Source organism: Streptomyces sp. NPDC097129, from assembly GCF_055668065.1.
The window spans coordinates 119,972-138,592 of record NZ_JBVOQE010000011.1; the positions used below are offsets into that span (position 1 = coordinate 119,972).

The 18,621-nt window shown below is 71.1% G+C and carries 15 protein-coding genes and 1 pseudogene; 9 read left to right on the forward strand and 7 right to left on the reverse strand.

Going from position 1 to position 18,621, the window contains the following annotated elements; all coding sequences use genetic code 11:
• Positions 1-9: 9 nt before the first annotated feature.
• The 3 genes from metG (at position 10) to AC0B9F_RS28610 (ending at position 2,935) form a co-directional block, all read left to right on the forward strand.
• On the forward strand, positions 10-1,626 hold the full coding sequence (metG, locus tag AC0B9F_RS28600; protein WP_472007434.1) for a methionine--tRNA ligase: 1,617 nt from the start codon (positions 10-12) through the stop codon (positions 1,624-1,626).
• A gap of 115 nt (positions 1,627-1,741) precedes the next feature.
• Positions 1,742-2,521 carry a hypothetical protein gene (locus AC0B9F_RS28605; RefSeq protein WP_472007435.1) on the forward strand — a complete coding sequence of 260 codons (780 nt, stop codon included), beginning with the start codon at positions 1,742-1,744 and terminating at the stop codon, positions 2,519-2,521.
• 48 nt (positions 2,522-2,569) lie between these two features.
• Positions 2,570-2,935, forward strand: coding sequence for a PH domain-containing protein (locus AC0B9F_RS28610; protein WP_472007436.1), 366 nt, complete (start codon positions 2,570-2,572; stop codon positions 2,933-2,935).
• A 58-nt stretch (positions 2,936-2,993) separates the two neighbouring features.
• Here the strand turns inward: AC0B9F_RS28610 and aspS are convergent, their stop codons facing one another.
• Positions 2,994-4,757, reverse strand: coding sequence for an aspartate--tRNA ligase (gene aspS / locus AC0B9F_RS28615; protein WP_472007438.1), 1,764 nt, complete (start codon positions 4,755-4,757; stop codon positions 2,994-2,996).
• Between the two features lie 186 nt (positions 4,758-4,943).
• Between aspS and AC0B9F_RS28620 the strand changes: the two genes are divergently transcribed.
• Entirely contained in the window at positions 4,944-7,154 is a 2,211-nt protein-coding gene (locus AC0B9F_RS28620) for a SpoIIE family protein phosphatase (RefSeq protein ID WP_472007439.1), read from the forward strand.
• A gap of 57 nt (positions 7,155-7,211) precedes the next feature.
• Here AC0B9F_RS28620 and AC0B9F_RS28625 read toward each other — a convergent pair.
• The 4 genes and pseudogenes from AC0B9F_RS28625 to AC0B9F_RS28640 form a co-directional block, all read right to left on the reverse strand.
• Positions 7,212-8,780, reverse strand: a pseudogene (locus AC0B9F_RS28625) (MFS transporter).
• Positions 8,781-8,948: 168 nt separating this feature from the next.
• Positions 8,949-9,992, reverse strand: a complete 1,044-nt coding sequence (locus AC0B9F_RS28630; RefSeq protein WP_472007440.1) for an AI-2E family transporter — start codon at positions 9,990-9,992, stop codon at positions 8,949-8,951.
• A gap of 96 nt (positions 9,993-10,088) precedes the next feature.
• Positions 10,089-11,066, reverse strand: a complete 978-nt coding sequence (locus AC0B9F_RS28635; RefSeq protein ID WP_472007442.1) for a pirin family protein — start codon at positions 11,064-11,066, stop codon at positions 10,089-10,091.
• A gap of 332 nt (positions 11,067-11,398) precedes the next feature.
• Positions 11,399-11,860 carry an SseB family protein gene (locus AC0B9F_RS28640; protein WP_363265242.1) on the reverse strand — a complete coding sequence of 154 codons (462 nt, stop codon included), beginning with the start codon at positions 11,858-11,860 and terminating at the stop codon, positions 11,399-11,401.
• Between the two features lie 161 nt (positions 11,861-12,021).
• Here AC0B9F_RS28640 and AC0B9F_RS28645 point away from each other — a divergent pair, with 161 nt between their 5' ends.
• From AC0B9F_RS28645 to AC0B9F_RS28655, 3 genes are all read left to right on the forward strand, one after another.
• Positions 12,022-13,848 carry an acyl-CoA dehydrogenase gene (locus AC0B9F_RS28645; RefSeq protein ID WP_472007742.1) on the forward strand — a complete coding sequence of 609 codons (1,827 nt, stop codon included), beginning with the start codon at positions 12,022-12,024 and terminating at the stop codon, positions 13,846-13,848.
• 119 nt (positions 13,849-13,967) lie between these two features.
• Complete coding sequence (locus AC0B9F_RS28650; protein ID WP_472007444.1) at positions 13,968-15,281, forward strand: M18 family aminopeptidase; 1,314 nt, start codon at positions 13,968-13,970, stop codon at positions 15,279-15,281.
• Between the two features lie 100 nt (positions 15,282-15,381).
• Positions 15,382-15,636, forward strand: a complete 255-nt coding sequence (locus AC0B9F_RS28655; RefSeq protein ID WP_472007446.1) for a DUF6458 family protein — start codon at positions 15,382-15,384, stop codon at positions 15,634-15,636.
• A 65-nt stretch (positions 15,637-15,701) separates the two neighbouring features.
• On the opposite strand, the gene AC0B9F_RS28660 is transcribed toward AC0B9F_RS28655, so the two are convergent.
• A complete protein-coding gene (locus tag AC0B9F_RS28660) occupies positions 15,702-16,112 on the reverse strand; it encodes a cupin domain-containing protein (RefSeq protein WP_472007448.1) in 411 nt (136 codons plus the stop codon).
• A 52-nt stretch (positions 16,113-16,164) separates the two neighbouring features.
• Between AC0B9F_RS28660 and AC0B9F_RS28665 the strand changes: the two genes are divergently transcribed.
• The gene (locus AC0B9F_RS28665) at positions 16,165-17,148 is read left to right on the forward strand and encodes a GlxA family transcriptional regulator (RefSeq protein ID WP_472007450.1); all 984 of its coding nucleotides are present in this window, start codon (positions 16,165-16,167) and stop codon (positions 17,146-17,148) included.
• Complete coding sequence (locus AC0B9F_RS28670) at positions 17,145-17,639, forward strand: LURP-one-related/scramblase family protein (protein ID WP_471182121.1); 495 nt, start codon at positions 17,145-17,147, stop codon at positions 17,637-17,639. The genes AC0B9F_RS28665 and AC0B9F_RS28670 overlap by 4 nt, the downstream gene beginning before the upstream one ends.
• 13 nt (positions 17,640-17,652) lie before the next feature.
• On the opposite strand, the gene AC0B9F_RS28675 is transcribed toward AC0B9F_RS28670, so the two are convergent.
• Positions 17,653-18,450 (reverse strand): carbon-nitrogen family hydrolase, encoded by a 798-nt coding sequence (locus AC0B9F_RS28675; protein ID WP_472007452.1) that lies wholly within the window; start codon positions 18,448-18,450, stop codon positions 17,653-17,655.
• Positions 18,451-18,621 lie beyond the last annotated feature (171 nt).

Sequence of the window (18,621 nt, forward strand, 5' to 3'; positions counted from 1 at the left end):
ATTTCGACCATGGCGGCCACTGGATCCGAGAAGCAGGCGGGGAAGGCGTACTACGTCTCCACGCCCATCTACTACGTCAACGACGCTCCTCACCTGGGCCACGCCTACACGACCGTTGCAGGGGACGTGCTCACGCGCTGGCACCGTCAGCGCGGCGAGAAGGTGTGGTACCTCACCGGCACGGACGAGCACGGTCAGAAGATCATGCGCACGGCCGAGGCGAACGGGGTGACGCCCCAGCAGTGGGCGGACAAGCTCGTCACCGAGGCCTGGAAGCCTCTCTGGGAGCACCTGGAGATCGCGAACGACGACTTCATCCGCACCACGCAGCAGCGGCACACCGACCGCGTCCAGGAGTTCGTGCAGGACCTGTACGACAAGGGCGAGATCTACAAGGGCGGCTACGAGGGCCCGTACTGCGTCGGCTGCGAGGAGTACAAGCTCCCCGGTGAGCTGCTCGACGGCGAGGGCGAGTACGCCGGCCAGAAGCTCTGCCCGATCCACAAGAAGCCGGTGGAGATCCTCAGCGAGGAGAACTACTTCTTCAAGCTGAGCGAGTACACCGACAAGCTCCTCGCCCACTACGAGGCGAACCCCGACTTCATCCAGCCGGAGTCCGCGCGCAACGAGGTGCTGAACTTCGTCCGCCAGGGCCTGCAGGACCTGTCGATCTCCCGCTCGACCTTCGACTGGGGCATCCCGATCCCGTGGGACGCCAAGCACGTCATCTACGTCTGGGTCGACGCGCTGCTGAACTACGCGACGGCTGTCGGCTACAACGAGAACCCGGAGAAGTTCGAGGCGACGTTCCCGGCCGACGTGCACCTCGTCGGCAAGGACATCCTCCGCTTCCACGCGGTGATCTGGCCGGCCATGCTGATGGCGCAGGGCCTGCCGCTGCCGAAGAAGATCGCCGCGAACGGCTGGCTGATGGTCGGCGGCGAGAAGATGTCGAAGTCGAACCTGACCGGCATCAAGCCGCAGGACCTCACCTCGCACTTCGGCGTGGACGCCTACCGCTGGTACTTCCTGCGCGCGATCGCCTTCGGCCAGGACGGCTCGTTCTCCTGGGAGGACTTCTCCGCCCGGTACACCTCCGAGCTGGCCAACGACTACGGCAACCTCGCCTCCCGGGTGGCGGCCATGGTCGGCAAGTACTTCGGCGGCGCGCTGCCGCAGTCCACGGCCGACGGAGACGCCGAGAAGGCGATCCACGACGGGCTGGCCAAGGCGGTGGCCGAGGCGGACCGCAAGATCGGCGAGGAGCTGGACTTCCAGGGCGGCATCCTCGCGGTCTTCGACTTCGTCAAGCAGGTCAACGGCTACATCACCGAGCAGGAGCCGTGGAAGGTCGCCAAGGACGACTCGCCGGAGGGCAAGGCCCGCCTGGCGACGATCCTCTACACGGCCGCCGAGGCGCTGCGCGCGGTCGCCGTCCTGCTGAACCCGGTCATGCCGGACACCTCGCAGAAGCTGTGGGACTCCCTGGGCGCGGAGCCCGTCCTGGGCGCCCTGGCCGGGCAGCGGGTCCAGGAGGCCGCCGACTGGGGCCGCCTGCCCGCGGGCGCCACGGTGACGAAGGGCGCGGTCCTCTTCCCGCGCCTGGAGGAGAAGCCCACCGCGTGACGGCGTAGGACACGCAGGACCGCCCCCGAGGAGCCCCGCTCCCGGGGGCGGTCCCGCGTCCGCCCGGCGCGGCCGCCACCGCCCCGGCCCCGGCGTCTGACAGCATGAGACCGTCGTGAACCTCCCCGCACCCCACCACCGCCTCCTCGCGGACGCCGTCACCACCGGCATCCCGCACGGGCTGGTCCTGGCCGGCGGTTACGCCCTCCAGGCCCACGGCCTGCTGACCCGCCCGCACGCCAACGTCGACCTCGCGACGGACAGCCCCGACCCGATGGACCGGATCGCGGGCGACGTCCGTACGGCCCTTCAGGCGCGCGGCCGCCAGGTGCGCGCCGTGTCCGTGACGCCGCTGTCGGCGCAGCTCACCGTCACCGACCCGGCGACGGGCGAGGAGTACGCGCTGGCCCTGCACAAAGAGGCGTTCCGGCATCCGCCCGTGCTGACCGACGCCGGTCCCGCGCTGTCCCTGGAGGACGCGGTCGGCACCAAGATCCGGGCGCTGTACGACCGGGGCGCCGCCGTCGACCTGATCGACGCGCGGGCCGCCGCCGCCCGCTTCGGCTTCCCCGACCTGGAGGAACTGGGCCGCCGCCACGCCCACGACCCCTTCGACCTGCCCACCCTCCAGTCCCGCCTGACCGGCACCGACTGGTACCCGGACGGCGCCTTCACGGCGTACGGCCTGCCGGTCGAGGAGATCGCCGCGCTGCGCGCCTGGGCCCAGCACTGGTCCGACGACATCGCCGAACGCCTCCTGGAGAACGGCGCCTCACCCGACGCCCCCTCACCCGACGACCCCTCGATGGACGACCCCTCGATGGACGACCCCTCACTCGACGGCGCCTCCCCCGACGACGCCTCATCCGGTGACGCCGACGACGCGGCCGGATAGATTGCCGGAGATCACCGACGGAGATCACCATCACGTGGGGGGAACCGCATGGCACTGTTCGGCAACGCGCACACGATCAACGCGGGCGAGGCGCAGCAGGAGTACGCCCGGCTGCTGGGCCACGGCGAGCAGGTGCACGCCGCGTACCTGCTGATCCGCGACACCATCCTGTTCACCGACCGGCGGCTGATCCTGGTCGACAAGCAGGGCATCACCGGCAAGAAGGTGGAGTACCACTCCGTCCCCTACCGCAGCATCACGCACTTCTCGGTGGAGACCGCCGGCCACCTGGACCTGGACGCCGAGCTGAAGATCTGGGTCTCCGGCACGGCCGCCCCGATCGAGAAGACGTTCACCAAGGGCGTCGACATCTACGAGGTGCAGGCGATCCTCACGCAGTTCGTCGCCAAGTGACGGCGAAGGCGCCCGGGACCGACGAGGTCCCGGGCGCCTTCGTGCGCCTGTCTGCCGCTTACTTCGGCTGCGGCTTGTTCACCGTCAGGTGCAGCTCCTTCAGCCGCGCCGCCTCCAGCTCGGTCGGGGCGCCCATCATCAGGTCCTGGGCGTTGCCGTTGAGCGGGAAGGCGATGGTCTCGCGGATGTTCGGCTCGTCCGCGAGCAGCATGACGATGCGGTCGACGCCGGGGGCGATGCCGCCGTGCGGCGGGGCGCCGAAGCGGAACGCGCGGAGCATGCCCGCGAACTCGCGCTCGGTCACCTCACGGTCGTAACCGGCGATCTCGAACGCCTTGAGCATGATCTCCGGCTCGTGGTTGCGGATCGCGCCGGAGGACAGCTCGACGCCGTTGCAGACGATGTCGTACTGCCAGGCGAGGATGTCGAGCGGGTCCTGGTTCTCCAGGGCGTCCATACCGCCCTGCGGCATCGAGAACGGGTTGTGCGAGAAGTCGATCTTGCCGGTCTCCTCGTCCTTCTCGAACATCGGGAAGTCGACGATCCAGCAGAAGCGGAAGACGTTCTCCTCGAAGTGGCCGGCGCGCTTGGCGGCCTCGACGCGGACCGCGCCCATGATCTTGGAGACCTCGTCGAACTCGCCCGCGCCGAAGAAGACGGCGTGACCGGCCTCCAGGCCGAGGCGCTCGGTGAGGACCTTGACGTTCTCCTCGGTGAGGAACTTCGCGATCGGGCCGGACAGCTGGCCGTCCTCGCCGACGCGGACCCAGGCCAGGCCCTTGGCGCCCTGGGACACCGCGTAGTCGCCGAGCTGGTCGAAGAACTTGCGCGGCTGGTCCTGGACCGCCGGCACCGGCAGCGCGCGCACGTGCTGGCCGGCGAACGCCTTGAACTCGCTGTTCTCGAAGACGTCGGTGAGGTCGACCAGCTCCAGCTTGGCGCGCAGGTCGGGCTTGTCGGAGCCGTACTTCAGCATCGCCTCGCGGAACGGGATCCGCGGGAACGGCGAGGTGACGTGGCGGCCGCCGCCGAACTCCTCGAAGAGGTCCGTCATCAGCTTCTCGATCGGCTGGAAGACGTCCTCCTGCTCGACGAAGCTCATCTCGACGTCGAGCTGGTAGAACTCGCCCGGCGAGCGGTCGGCGCGGGCGTCCTCGTCGCGGAAGCAGGGCGCGATCTGGAAGTAGCGGTCGAAGCCGGAGATCATCAGCAGCTGCTTGAACTGCTGCGGGGCCTGCGGCAGGGCGTAGAACTTGCCCGGGTGCAGACGCGAGGGGACCACGAAGTCACGGGCGCCCTCGGGGGAGGTGGCCGTGAGGATCGGGGTGGCCATCTCGTTGAAGCCCATCGCCGCCATCTTGTGACGGATCGCGGAGATCACCGCCGTGCGCAGCATGATGTTGCGGTGCATGCGCTCGCGGCGCAGGTCGAGGAAGCGGTACTCCAGGCGCCGCTCCTCGTTGACCCCGTCCTCGGCGTTGATGGTGAAGGGCAGGGGCTGGGCCGCGCCGAGCAGCTCGACCTCGGCGACCTCGACCTCGATCTCGCCGGTGGGCAGGTCGGGGTTCACGTTCTCGGTTCCACGTGAAACAACGCGGCCGTCGACGCGGACCGTGGACTCCTTGGAGATGGAGTCCAGCGCCTCGTAGGCGGGGGTGCCGGGGCGGGCGACCAGCTGCGTGATGCCGTAGTGGTCGCGCAGATCGATGAAGAGGATGCCGCCCAGGTCGCGCCGATTGTGCAGCCAGCCGCTCAGCCGGACGTCGGTGCCGACGTCAGTGGCGCGGAGCTCGCCGCAGGTGTGGGACCTGTACCGATGCATCGTCGTTCATCCAGTCTTCGCGGATCGGGTATCTCCGGGGCCCGGTGCCCGGACTTTTCAAGGGTACCGGCCGCCCCGGGATCGCCTCCCCACCATGACCGCGCGGGCCGCCGCGGAGGTACCCGGGGGCCCCGCCTGCCCGCCCTTCGGTGGCAGCATCCGAACAGACCTTCTTAAAGTGGGGCAATGCGTACTGGTGAGCCCCTGCCCGCCGTGGAGGAGGTCCTCGCCGCCCTCGCGACCGGGCTGTGGCACTGGGACACCGCAGCCGGGCAGGTCACCGTGGACGCGGAGGCGGCGCGGCTGCTCGGGCTGCCCCCCGAGCCGGCCGTGCTCACCGAGGCCCAGGTGCGCGCCCGCCTGCACCCGGTCGACTGGAACGAGATCACCGGCGTCATCCAGCTCGCGGTCGCCGAGGGCACCCTCGCCGAGGTGCGCATCCGGATCATGGACGACACCGGCCGCGTCCTGCGCGTGGTGCGCTCCCGCTCCAAGCCGGCCTTCGACCGGGAGAAGAAGGCCTACGAGCTGATCGGCACCCTCCAGGAGGTCACCGAGCCGGCGCCGGGCACCCCGGCGGGCCGCAGCGCGGTGACCGGCGACTGGCGGCGCTCGCGGGAGGCGTTCCTGCTGGACGCGGGCCGCGCGCTGGCCGAGGCCCGCTCCACGGCGGAGGTGCTGCGGGTGGCGGCGGGGCTGTCGATGCCCGGGTTCTCCCCGGACGGGCTCGCGGTGTTCGGCGCGGAGGGCGACCGGCTGACCATCATCGGCCACCACGGGCAGCAGCCCGGCGACGAGGGACCCTTCGCCCAGATGGCGCTCGGGACGGACTACCCGGCCGCCGAGGTGGTGCGCACCGGCCGCGCGGTGTACCTGTCCTCCCCCCAGGAGTACAAGGCGCGCTACCCGCTGACCTGGCCGCTCGCCCAGCGCTTCAACCGGCAGTCGTGGGCGTTCCTGCCGCTGACGGCCGGCGGACGCACGATGGGCGCCTGGATGGCCGCGTTCACCTACCCGGTCGCCTTCACACCCGACGAACGGTCCGTGCTGACGACCGTGGCGCGGATGCTCGCCCAGGCCCTGTCCCGGGCAGGCGCCGCCGAGACCGAGCGGGAGCTGACCGACGGGCTCCAGCGCTCGATGCTGCCGGTGCTGGGCCCGAAGATCCCCGGCATGAGCATCGCCGCCCGGTACGTCCCGACCGGCGGCGGCCTCCAGGTCGGCGGCGACTGGTACGACATGATCCCGCTGCCCGGCGCCACCCCGTCCGGAGGAGGCCGGTTCGCCCTGGTCATCGGCGACGTCCAGGGCCACGACGTACGGGCGGCGGGGCTGATGGGCCAGCTGCGCACGGCCCTGCGCGCCTACGCCGCCGAGGGCCACCGGCCCGACGCGGTCCTCTCGCGCGCCTCCCGCTTCTTCCACGGCATCACCCACACCGACGACCCCGGCGAGCTGCGCTTCGCGACCTGTCTGTACGTCGAGGTCGACCCGGCGTCCGGAGTCGTGCTGACCGCGCGGGCGGGGCATCTGGACCCGGCGGTCCGCATGCCGGACGGAACGGTGCTGCACCGGCCCACGGCGGGCGGCCTCCCCCTCGGCATCGACCCGGACAGCGACTACCCGACCACCCGGCTCACCCTGATGCCCGGCGAGACGCTGCTGCTGTGCACCGACGGCCTGATCGAGACCGGCGGCCACGACCTGGACTCCGGCTGGGGCCGGGTCCGCACGATCATGGAGTCCCACGAGGGCACCCTCGACGCCCTCGCCGACGCCCTGGTCCAGGCCGTGCACGGCCCTTCCTCGCACCACACCACCGGCCCGCTCACCGACCGCCGCGAGGACGACATCGCCCTGGTCCTGCTCGGCCGGCACCCGGCGGGCGAGGCCGGCGCCGCCGCACGGGTGCCGGTGCGGCACTCGGTGCTGACGGTCGCGCAGGCCGAACCCGAGCGGATCGCCACGGCCCGCCAGCAGCTGCGCGAGCTGCTGCACGACTGGCCCTGCGCGGACCAGGTCGACTCCGCGGTCCTGCTGGTCTCCGAGATGCTCACCAACGTCCTCGTGCACACCGACGCCGACGCCCTGCTCGTCGCCGAGGTCGGCGGCGCGCCGGGCGACCGCTGCATCCGGGTGGAGGTCACCGACACCAGCGACGACCTGCCCCACCGGCGCCGCCCCGGCGAGCTGGCGTCCTCCGGGCGAGGCCTGGTCCTGATGGAGCTGCTGGCCGACAACTGGGGCGTCGCACCGCGCGGGGAGGGCAAGAGCATCTGGTTCGAGCTGGGGGAGAAGAGCGGCGGGAAGAGCGACAGGGAGAGCGACGCGGGCGCGGCGGACCTCGTGGCGGACCTCGAAGGCCACCTCGACGACCTGGACGACCTGGAGATCTAGACGTACCTGCTGGACGTGCCTGTGGTCCTGCCTGCTGGACGCACCTGCCGGGCGTGCCTACTGGGCGCGCTGCCCGGACGGCCGCTGCTCGGTGCCCGCCTCGCTCTGCGGCTGCGGCTGCTCCGGGTCCGTCGCGCGGCCGGCGCGGCCGCCCGGGTGGCGCAGGGCACACAGGTAGCCGATGCCGAGGGCGATCGCCATGCCGTAGAACACCCACTGGTTGGCCTCGGCGAAGTCCCCGCGGATCGCGGACATCGCGGTGCGCATGGTCGTGGCGAGCGGTCCGTCGCCGGTGGGGGTGGTGGCGTCGGGGTTGCCGGTCACCGCTTCCGCCACGTCCCCGGCGGCCGAGCGCGCCGCGTCCGGCGGCATGCCGCGCCCGCGCAGGGTGTCGGTGACGTGATCGGTCATCGTGTGGGTCAGCAGGGTGCCGTAGAGGGCCAGGCCGATGCTCGCGGCGAAGTTGCGCACGGTCTGCGTGACCCCGGTGACCTCGCCGTACGAGGCGCCGATCGCGCGGTTGACGGCGTCCGTCGAGGCCGGCGCGAGGATGAGGCCGATGCCGGCGCCCGCGAGCGCCGCGTAGGGCCACTGGTCGTGCATGGACAGGTCGGTCAGCTTCCCGGCCCACAGTGCGAACCCGACCGCACCGATCACGCAGCCCGCCTTCATCGCGGGACGCGCCCCCTGCTTGTCCAGGATCCGCCCGCCCCACTGGGAGGCGAGGGCGAACCCGGCGAAGAAGTACAGCAGGTACAGCGCGGCCTGGTCCGGGGAGGCGCTGAGCGAGATCTGGGCGTAGACCGAGGCGAAGAAGAACAGCGGGACGAACGCCAGCATCGCGAAGAACAGCACCAGCACGTCGACGGAGAAGGCGCGGTCGCGGAACACCGCCAGATTGACCAGCGGGTGCCGCACGCCCAGCTCGTAGCGGCAGAAGACACCGAGCACGGCGAGGCCGCCGGCGATGCAGCCCCAGGTCGCCGCGGAGTCCCAGCCCCAGGTCGCCGCCTGCTGGAAGCCGAGCACGCTCAGGCCCATGCCGACGGCGATCAGCACCGCGCCGGGCACGTCGAGCGGTTCGTCGCGGCGGCGGGCGGGGATGCGGGCGAGCCAGGTGAGGACGAGCGCCACGATCGCGACGGGCACGTTGACCCAGAAGATCGCCCGCCAGGTCCAGGCGGTCAGCCAGCCGCCCAGCAGCGGGCCGAGTGCGGTCAGGGCGCCGGTGAGGCCGAAGAACAGGGCGAGGGCACGCCCCCTTCGCTCCACGGGGAACACCGCCACGACCACCGCGAGCGCGGCCGGGAACAGCAGCGCGGCGCCGAACCCCTGGGTGGCCCGGAAGACGACGAGCTAGGTCAGCGGGGAGCCGCCGGTGGGCACGCAGCCGCACAGCACGGAGGAGACGACGAAGACGAGCGAGCCGGCGACGACGACGCGGCGCGGCCCGAACAGGTCGGCGAGGCGGCCGCCGAGGGCGAAGAACGCCGCGAGGGACAGCAGATAGGCGTTGACCACCCACTGCACGCCGGAGCTGGTCAGATGGAGTTCGGAGACGATCTCGGGTGCGGCGATCGACACGATCGTCTGGTCGATGAAGGTCATCGCCACGGCGCACATCATGGCCGCGAGCGCCAGCGGCTGAGAGGTGGCCCGTGCCGCGCCGACCGTGCCCTCACGTCGTCTCGTGTGCGTTCCGCTCACCCGATCAGTCTGCGTCCGCGCCCCGGTGGCCGCATCCGCACATGGGCGCCCCACCGGCCGCACCACCACCTCGGCTCGCGGATCGCCTCACGGCGCCTGAGACACCTCGCCGCCGCGTTCGCGCAGTTCCTGTACGACGCCGAACGCGGCCGCGGTCAGCGGTACGGCGAGCAGCATGCCGAGGATGCCGGCCACCGAGGCGCCCGCGGTGATCGCGAGCATGACGACGGCCGGGTGCATCTGCACGGTCCGGCTCTGGATCACCGGTTGCAGCACATGCCCCTCCAGCACCTGCACGGCGAGCACCACCCCGAGCGCCCACAGCGCGATGACGAACCCGCGGTCGGCGAGCGCCACGAGCACCGCGACCGCGCCGGAGATGAATGCGCCCAGGTAGGGGATGTACGCCCCGACGAACACCAGCGCGCCCAGGCCGACGGCGCCGGGCACGCGCAGGATCAGCAGACCGACGGTGATGCACAGGGCGTCGATCAGGGCGATGAACGTGGTGCCGCGCATGAAGCCCTCGACGGCGCGGTAGGCGCGGCGGGCCACCGCCTCCAGGGCGTCGCCGCTCCCGTGCGGGGCGAGCGACCGCAGGGCGCCGGCGGCCTTGTCGGAGTCGCGCAGGAAGAAGAAGACGAGCAGCAGGGCGAGCACGGCCATGGCGATGCTCTCGCCGACCACGCTGACCCCGCTGATCACGTTGTGCGCGGCGGTCCCGCCGAACTTGCCGAGCAGCTGACGGCCGTGGGAGGCGAGGTCGTCCAGCGAGGTGCCGGCCGCCCCGAAGTGGGCGGCGACCCCCCGGGCGGCTTCCTTGAGGGAGGAGACGATCTGGTCGCCGGTGTCGATCAGCGCGGCCACCACGATGTACACCGCGCCGCCCACCACGGCGACGACGGCGACGCAGGTCAGACCGGCGGCCAGCGATTGGTTGACGTGCGCCTGCACGAGCCGCCGGTGCAGAGGCCGCAGCAGCGCGGTGCCGAGCAGCGCCAGCAGCACCGGCGTCACCGCCGTCCGCAGCTCGGAGCACAGCCGTACCCCGACCCAGCCGACGCCCGCGACGAGCAGGGCGAGCGCGCACCACGCGGCGAGACGGCGGGCGGAGTCGGGGAGCAGATGCACGCCCCCAGCGCACCACGCGCCGGGCGGGCTGTCCCGTCGGGACGGCCCGCCCGGGTGACAGGGCGTCAGAGCCTCAGGGCGCCGGCTTACGGGGCGTCAGGCCTGCGGGCCTTCCTCCGTCATGCCGTGCACGGCCGGGACGGTGCCCAGGCGGCCCTTCTGGAAGTCCTCGAAGGCCTGCATGAGTTCGTCCTTGGTGTTCATCACGAACGGGCCGTAGTGGGCCATGGGTTCGCGGATCGGCTGCCCGCCGAGCAGCACGACCTCCAGGTCCGGCGTGTGCCCGTCCTGCTTGTCGTCCGCGCGGACGGTCAGCGACGAGCCGGTGCCGAACACGGCGGTCTGCCCCATGTGGACCGGCCGCCGCTCGGCGCCCACGCTGCCGCGCCCGGCCAGCACGTACGCCAGGCCGTTGAAGTCCTCCCGCCAGGGCAGGGTGATCTCGGCGCCGGGCGCGAGTGTGGCATGGACCATGGTGATCGGCGTGTGCGTGATGCCGGGACCGGCGTGGCCGTCCAGCTCACCGGCGATGACCCGCAGCAGCGCGCCGCCGTCGGGCGAGGTGAGCAGCTGGACCGAGCCCGCGCGGATGTCCTGGTAGCGCGGCGGCATCATCTTGTCCCTGGCCGGCAGGTTCACCCACAGCTGGAGCCCGTGGAAGAGACCGCCCGACATGACGAGGTGCTCCGGCGGCGCCTCGATGTGCAGCAGGCCCGCGCCCGCCGTCATCCACTGCGTGTCGCCGTTGGTGATGGTGCCGCCGCCACCGTTGGAGTCCTGGTGGTCGAAGATCCCGTCGATGATGTAGGTGACGGTCTCGAAGCCGCGGTGGGGGTGCCAGGGGGTGCCCTTCGGCTCGCCCGGCGCGTACTCCACCTCGCCCATCTGGTCCATCATGATGAACGGGTCGAGATGGCGGTAGTTGATCCCGGCGAACGCCCGGCGCACCGGGAAGCCCTCGCCCTCGAATCCGCCCGGCGCGGTGGTGACCGCGAGCACGGGCCGCGCGACGGCGTCGGCGGGAGCGGTCACGCGGGGGAGCATCAGCGGGTTCTCGACGGTCACTGCAGGCATGGTCGGTACCTCCTTGGTACGCCCACTTTAGTTGAGCGTTGAACTTTCTGCCACCCGGAACCAAAAAAGTCCGGGACTCATTCCCGGACTACGCACCCACCACCGACCCGGCTCACCGGCCACACCGCCCGCCCGGCCCGCCGCAGCACCTCAGGGGCACGGGGAACTGCGCGACCAGCCACGACGCGCCCGCAGCCGCGCGACGGGCAGCACCGATCCCGCCCGATCCCGCCCGGTCCCGGCCCGGTCGACCACCGTCAGCGATACACGGCGGCGCGGCACCTCGGCGCGAGAAAGAAAACGCGACTCGGCCGCCCGCAAAGCGAGGGCGACTAGCCGTACATCCGCCGCATCGCGAAGTCGACCATCTGTTCGACCGCCTTCGCGTCGAAGACCATGCGGTGCTCGCCCTCCATGTCCAGGACGAAGCCGTAGCCGGTCGGCAGCAGGTCGATCACCTCGGCGCCGGTGATCACGAAGTACTTGGACTCCTTGCCCGCGTACCGGCGCAGCTCCTTGAGGGAGGTGAACATCGGGATCACCGGCTGCTGGGTGTTGTGCAGCGCCAGGAAGCCCGGGGTGTCGCCGCGCGGGCAGTACACCTTCGACGTGGCGAAGATCTGCTGGAAGTCCTCCGGCGACATCTGCCCGGTGGTGAAGGCGCGCACGGCGTCGGCGAGGGACGGCGGCGACGGCTCGGGGTACAGCGGCGGCTGCTGCCCGTATCCGCCCGCCATCGGCTGCTGCGGCGGGGCGTACTGCTGCTGGGCGCCGTTCTGGTCGTAGCCGTACATGACCGTAAGCGTACTGACACCATGGCGAGGGGTGGGTCACAGATACCCGGATCGGGGTTGCGCGATATTACCGACGGGTAGCATCATCGTAGCTACTTGCTGGTACGTGTAAAGGCGCGAGGAGTCCAGTGCCTCGCCGAATCCTCAACGGAGCCGTCGCCATGGGGCACTACAAGTCGAATCTCCGAGACATCGAGTTCAACCTCTTCGAAGTACTGGGGCGCGACAAGGTGTACGGCACCGGCCCGTTCGAGGAGATGGACCTCGACACCGCCAAGAGCGTCCTGGAGGAGCTGACCCGCCTCTCCGAGAACGAGCTGGCCGCGTCCTTCGCCGACGCCGACCGCAACCCGCCGGTCTTCGACCCGGAGACCAACACCGCGCCCGTCCCGGCGTCCTTCAAGAACAGCTACCAGGCGTTCATGGACTCCGAGTACTGGCGCCTCGGCCTGCCCGAGGAGATCGGCGGCACCACCTCGCCGCGCTCCCTGATCTGGGCGTACGCCGAGCTGATCCTGGGCGCCAACCCGGCCGTGTGGATGTACTCCTCGGGCCCCGCGTTCGCCGGCATCCTCTTCGAGGAGGGCAACGAGGTCCAGAAGCACATCGCCAAGATCGCGGTCGAGAAGCAGTGGGGCTCCACCATGGTCCTCACCGAGCCGGACGCCGGCTCGGACGTGGGCGCCGGCCGCACCAAGGCCGTGCAGCAGGAGGACGGCTCCTGGCACATCGAGGGCGTGAAGCGCTTCATCACCTCCGGTGAGCACGACATGTCGGAGAACATCCTCCACTACGTGCTCGCCCGTCCCGAGGGCGCCGGCCCCGGCACCAAGGGCCTGTCCCTCTTCCTCGTCCCGAAGTACCTCTTCGACTTCGAGACCGGCGAGCTGGGCGAGCGCAACGGCGTCTACGCCACCAACGTCGAGCACAAGATGGGCCTCAAGGCCTCCAACACCTGCGAGATGACCTTCGGCGACCAGCACCCCGCCAAGGGCTGGCTGATCGGCGACAAGCACGACGGCATCCGCCAGATGTTCCGCATCATCGAGTTCGCCCGCATGATGGTCGGCACGAAGGCGATCTCCACCCTGTCCACCGGCTACCTCAACGCGCTGGAGTACGCCAAGGAGCGCGTGCAGGGCCCGGACCTGGCGAACTTCATGGACAAGACCGCGCCCAAGGTCACCATCACCCACCACCCCGACGTGCGCCGCTCGCTGATCACGCAGAAGGCGTACGCGGAGGGCATGCGCGCCCTCGTCCTCTACACCGCCTCGATCCAGGACACGATCCAGATCAAGGAGACGAACGGCGAGGACGCCTCCGCGGAGATCGCGCTGAACGACCTGCTCCTGCCGATCGTCAAGGGCTACGGCTCCGAGAAGGGCTACGAGCAGCTCGCCCAGTCGCTGCAGACCTTCGGCGGCTCCGGCTTCCTGCAGGAGTACCCGATCGAGCAGTACATCCGGGACTCCAAGATCGACACCCTGTACGAGGGCACCACCGCGATCCAGGGCCAGGACTTCTTCTTCCGGAAGATCGTCCGCAACCAGGGCGCCGCGCTGAACTCCCTCGCCGAGGACATCAAGAAGTTCCTGGCGCTCGGCACCGGCGGCGAGGAGCTGGCCGGCGCCCGCGAGCACCTGGCCAAGGCGGCCGTGGAGCTGGAGGCGATCGTCGGCCTGATGCTGACCGACCTCGCCGCCACCGAGCAGGACACCAAGAACATCTACAAGGTGGGCCTGAACACCACCCGCCTGCTCATGGCCTCCGGTGACGTCGTCGTCGGCTACCTGCTGCTCAAGGGCGCCGCGATCGCCGCCGAGAAGCTGGCCACGGCCTCCGCCAAGGACAAGGCCTTCTACACCGGCAAGATCGCCGCGGCGAAGTTCTTCGCCGCCAGCGTCCTGCCCGGCGTCACCTGCGCCCGCAAGGTCGCCGAGGGCGTCGACCTGGACCTGATGGAGCTGGACGAGACCGCCTTCTAGGAGCGGCCCGGACCCGGCGGAGGCCTCCCTCGCGGCGGCCTCCTCCTCCACACAGTCCTCACGAGGGCCCCCTCCCGCTCGGCCGGGAGCGGGCCCTCGTCCGTCGTTAAGGTGAACCCATGAGCGAACCCTCACGCCCGGCCGCCGCCGACACACCCTTCGACCGCGGCCACACCGACGACCTGATGACCTTCCTCGCGGCGAGCCCGTCGCCGTACCACGCCGTGGCGGGCACCGCCGCACGGCTGGAGAAGGCCGGTTTCCGGCAGGTCGACGAGACGGACGCCTGGGACGGGACGAGCGGCGGCAAGTACGTGACGCGCGGCGGCGCCATCGTCGCCTGGTACGTCCCCGAGGGCGCCGCACCCCACACGCCGTTCCGCATCGTCGGCGCGCACACCGACTCCCCCAACCTCCGGGTGAAGCCGCTGCCCGACGCCGGCGCGCACGGCTGGCGGCAGGTCGCGGTGGAGATCTACGGCGGCCCCCTGCTGAACTCCTGGCTCGACCGCGACCTGGGCCTGGCCGGCCGGCTCACCCTGCGTGACGGCACCACCCGCCTGGTGAACGTCGACCGGCCGCTGCTGCGCGTCCCGCAGCTCGCGATCCACCTCGACCGCTCGGTGGGCACCGAGGGCCTCAAGCTCGACAAGCAGCGGCACTCACAGCCGATCTGGGGCCTGGGCGACGACGTCCGCGAGGGCGACCTGATCTCCTTCCTGGAGCAGGAGGCCGGCCTGGAGGGCGGCTCGGTCACCGGCTGGGACCTGATGACCCACTCCGTGGAACCGCCCGCCTACCTGGGCCGCGACCGGGAGCTGGTGGCCGGCCCGCGCATGGACAACCTGCTGTCGGTGCACGCCGCGGTCGCGGCCCTCACCGCCGTCTGTGCACGCGAGCTGCCCTACATCCCCGTCCTGGCCGCCTTCGACCACGAGGAGAACGGCTCGCAGTCCGACACCGGCGCCGACGGCCCGCTGCTCGGATCGGTGCTGGAGCGCTCGGTGTTCGCGCGCGGCGGGTCGTACGAGGACCGGGCGCGCGCCTTCGCCGGCACCGTCTGCCTCTCCTCCGACACGGGCCACGCGGTGCACCCCAACTACGCCGAGCGCCACGACCCCACGCACCACCCGCGTGTCAACGGCGGCCCCCTTCTCAAGGTCAACGTCAACAACCGTTACGCCACGGACGGTTCGGGCCGCGCGGTGTTCGCCGCCGCCTGCGAGAAGGCCGGCGTGCCCTTCCAGTCGTTCGTGTCCAACAACTCCATGCCGTGCGGCACCACCATCGGCCCCATCACCGCCGCCCGGCACGGCATCCGCACCGTCGACATCGGCGTGGCGATCCTCTCCATGCACAGCGCACGGGAGTTGTGCGGCGCCGACGACCCGTACCTGCTGGCCAACGCGCTGGTGGCGTTCCTGGAGGGCTAGCCCGCGAGTCCGGAACGGCCGCCACCCGCATGGGGGTTGACAACCGGGGTACACGACTGTCCGGGCCGGAAAGACCGGACCGGACAGGGAGGCGACACTCATGGGCCTCGGCGGATGCATCATCCTCATCGCCGTGGGAGCCATTCTCACGTTCGCGACCGACTGGCACATGCAGGGGGTCAACCTCGACCTGGTCGGCATCATCCTGATGATCGTCGGACTGATCGGCGTCTCGACCTTCAGCAGCATCGCCCGTCGTCGGCGTGTCATGGTCCCGCCGCCGACGACCACGGTCGTCGAGGAGGAACGGCACCACCACACCCGCGACGGCTACAGCGACGGCTTCGGCGTCTGACCCGCACGGCCGGGCCTGCGGTTCGCACGCTACGGCGTCCACGCGCCGCGCCCCGTCTGCGACGGTCAGCCCAGCGCGTGGCCCGTCGTCGCGTCCACATGGGCCGGGACCTCGTCGTGGCGGTCGCCGACCGTGAGCGTGCCGGTGGGTTCGAGCAGGAGGATCTCCGTCGGCGCGGGAGCGTACGGCTTGTGTTCCGTGCCGCGCTCCACCGTGAAGAGCGAGCCCTGCGGGAGGACCACCGTGCGTTCACCGGACGGTTCGCGCAGGGCGATGTGCAGCTCGCCGGAGAGGACCAGGAAGAACTCGTCGGTGTGGTCGTGCACGTGCCAGACGTGCTCGCCCTCCACCTTCGCGACCCGGACGTCGTAGTCGTTGACGGTGGTGACGATGCGCGGGCTCCACTGCTCGGTGAAGGAGGCGAGGGCGGCGGCCAGGGGAATCGGTTCGCCGCTCAGGGCGTGTTCGCTGCTCATGACGTCATCCTGCGTCTGGCCCGGCGGTGCGCGCGAGTGCTAGGAATCGCACATGCCGCAAGGATCCTCGCACCGTGTCGTCCTGGTCGTCGACGAGAACTCCAACCCCTTCGAGATGAGCTGCGCCATCGAGGTCTTCGGCCTGCGCCGCCCGGAACTGGACCGTGAGCTGTACGACTTCCGGCTGTGCGCGGCCGGTCCGGTGACCCGGATGCGGGACGGGTTCTTCACCCTCACCGGGGTCGCCGGGCTGGAGGCCGCCGAGGAGGCGGACACCCTGATCGTGCCGAACCGCCCGGACACCGACACCCCGCGCGCCCCGCGCGTGCTGGACGCGGTGCGCCGGGCGCACGCCCGGGGCGCCCGGCTCATCGGCTTCTGCTCCGGCGCGTTCACCCTCGCGGAGGCCGGACTGCTCGACGGCCGCCGCGCGGCCTGCCACTGGATGTGGGCGCAGTCGTTTCGCACACGGTTCCCCGACGTGCGCCTCGAACCGGACGTGCTGTTCGTGGACGACGGCGACATCCTCACCGCGTCCGGCAGCGCGTCGGCCCTCGATCTCGGCCTGCACGTCGTCCGCCGCGACCACGGCGCGGAGATCGCCAACCGCGTCGCCCGGCGCCTGGTCTTCGCCGCCCACCGCGACGGCGGGCAGCGCCAGTTCGTCGAACGTCCGATGGCGGCCGTCCCGGACGAGTCCCTCGGCCCGGTCCTGGCCTGGGCTCAGGAACGGCTCGACCAGCCGCTCACGGTCGCCGGCCTCGCGGCACGCGCGCGTGTCAGCCCGGCCACGCTGCACCGGCGCTTCCGGGCCCAGCTCGGCACCACACCACTGGCGTGGCTCACGGCACAACGGGTGACCCTCGCGCGGCGGCTCATCGAACGGGGTGAGGAACGGCTGGACGTCGTCGCCGCCCGCAGCGGCCTGGGCACCGCCGCCAACCTGCGGGCGCGGCTGCGGCGCGAGACCGGACTCAGCCCGTCGGCCTACCGCCGGCGTTTCTCGGGGGCCGCCGGGGAACCGCTCACTGTATGAGATTCCTCGTGTACGACCGGCTCCTCGGCATCGGCGACGACTACTGGATCGAGGACGACCGCGGCAGCAAGGTCTTCCTCGTCGACGGCAAGGCCATGCGCCTGCGGGACACCTGGGAGCTGAAGGACACCCAGGGACGGGTCCTGATCGACATCCACCAGAAGATGTTCGCCCTGCGCGACACGATGGTGATCGAGCGGGCCGGCGAGCCCCTGGCGACGATCAAGCGCCGGCGGCTGTCCCTGCTGCGCAACCACTACCGGGTGACACTGGCCGACGGCACGGAGCTGGACGTCAGCGGCAAGATCCTGGACCGGGAGTTCGCCGTCGAGTACGACGGCGAACTGCTGGCCGTGATCTCCCGCCGCTGGCTCACCGTCCGCGACACCTACGGCATCGACGTCATCCGCGACGACGCGGACCCGGCGCTGCTCATCGCGGTGGCGGTGTGCGTGATCCACCTGGCGGAGAAGGAACGGGAGGACGACTGACCCGGGGCGGCGATCAGCGCCGGGGCGCGTCGAGACCCAGCACCCGGTCCTTCAGCGCCGGGAACTGCTCACGGGTGGTGGCCACCTTCGCCGGGTCGAACTCCACCGTGAGGACCTCCTCCCCGGCGCCCGCCTCGGCGAGGACCTCACCCCACGGGTCGACCACGATCGAGTGACCCGCCTGCGGAACTCCCGCATGCGTCCCGGCCGTTCCACAGGCGAGCACGAACGCCTGGTTCTCCACCGCCCGGGCCTGAGCCAGCAGCGTCCAGTGCGCCCGGCGGCGCTCCGGCCAGCCCGCCGGGACCACCAGGGTCTCGGCGCCGGCGTCGACGAGGCCGCGGAAGAGTTCGGGGAAACGGAGGTCGTAACAGGTCGCCAGGCCGAGCGTGGTGTCCGGCAGACGCACCGTCACCAGCTCACGCCCCGCCCCCATGAGCACCGCCTCGCCCTTGTCGAAACCGAAGCGGTGGATCTTGCGGTAGGCGGCGGCCGGATCACCGGCAGGGGAGAAGACGAGGGAGGTGTTGTAGAGGGGACCGTCCGGGTCCCGCTCGGGGACGGAGCCGGCGTGCAGCCACACGCCCGCGTCGCTCGCGGCCTTGGCCATCGCCTCGAAGGTCGGCCCGTGCAGCGGCTCGGCCTCGGCGGCGAACCGCTCGTAGGCGAAGGCGCCGCACGTCCACAGTTCGGGCAGGACCACGAGGTCGGCCGAGCCCGCCTGTTCCCGTACCAGGGAGGCGGCCCGAAGCCGCCGGTCCGCCACCGATTCGCCCTCGTTCACGGCGATCTGGATCAAAGAGGCGCGCACACTACCACCGTCCTGCCAAACGGGCTGCCCACGCGGGCGGCCACACGGCCTACGATCGTCACGAGAAAGCACTGCCGGGGTGCCTCGGAGCAGCGTAACTTAGCCATTCCAGACACCGCCGAGTGCAGCCGCCTCCCACTGGCACCCACGCCACTACCTGCCCGTGTACAC

What these genes read in the sequence shown, in the direction of transcription:
- AC0B9F_RS28650 (WP_472007444.1), top strand. Translation starts at nt 13,968, where the DNA reads ATGAGCGAACCCTCACGCCCGGCCGCCGCCGACACACCCTTCGACCGC.
- AC0B9F_RS28660 (WP_472007448.1), bottom strand. Translation starts at nt 16,112, where the DNA reads ATGAGCAGCGAACACGCCCTGAGCGGCGAACCGATTCCCCTGGCCGCC.
- AC0B9F_RS28620 (WP_472007439.1), top strand. Translation starts at nt 4,944, where the DNA reads ATGCGTACTGGTGAGCCCCTGCCCGCCGTGGAGGAGGTCCTCGCCGCC.
- AC0B9F_RS28640 (WP_363265242.1), bottom strand. Translation starts at nt 11,860, where the DNA reads ATGTACGGCTACGACCAGAACGGCGCCCAGCAGCAGTACGCCCCGCCG.
- AC0B9F_RS28670 (WP_471182121.1), top strand. Translation starts at nt 17,145, where the DNA reads ATGAGATTCCTCGTGTACGACCGGCTCCTCGGCATCGGCGACGACTAC.
- AC0B9F_RS28655 (WP_472007446.1), top strand. Translation starts at nt 15,382, where the DNA reads ATGGGCCTCGGCGGATGCATCATCCTCATCGCCGTGGGAGCCATTCTC.
- metG (WP_472007434.1), top strand. Translation starts at nt 10, where the DNA reads ATGGCGGCCACTGGATCCGAGAAGCAGGCGGGGAAGGCGTACTACGTC.
- AC0B9F_RS28610 (WP_472007436.1), top strand. Translation starts at nt 2,570, where the DNA reads ATGGCACTGTTCGGCAACGCGCACACGATCAACGCGGGCGAGGCGCAG.
- AC0B9F_RS28665 (WP_472007450.1), top strand. Translation starts at nt 16,165, where the DNA reads ATGCCGCAAGGATCCTCGCACCGTGTCGTCCTGGTCGTCGACGAGAAC.
- AC0B9F_RS28635 (WP_472007442.1), bottom strand. Translation starts at nt 11,066, where the DNA reads ATGCCTGCAGTGACCGTCGAGAACCCGCTGATGCTCCCCCGCGTGACC.
- aspS (WP_472007438.1), bottom strand. Translation starts at nt 4,757, where the DNA reads ATGCATCGGTACAGGTCCCACACCTGCGGCGAGCTCCGCGCCACTGAC.
- AC0B9F_RS28645 (WP_472007742.1), top strand. Translation starts at nt 12,022, where the DNA reads ATGGGGCACTACAAGTCGAATCTCCGAGACATCGAGTTCAACCTCTTC.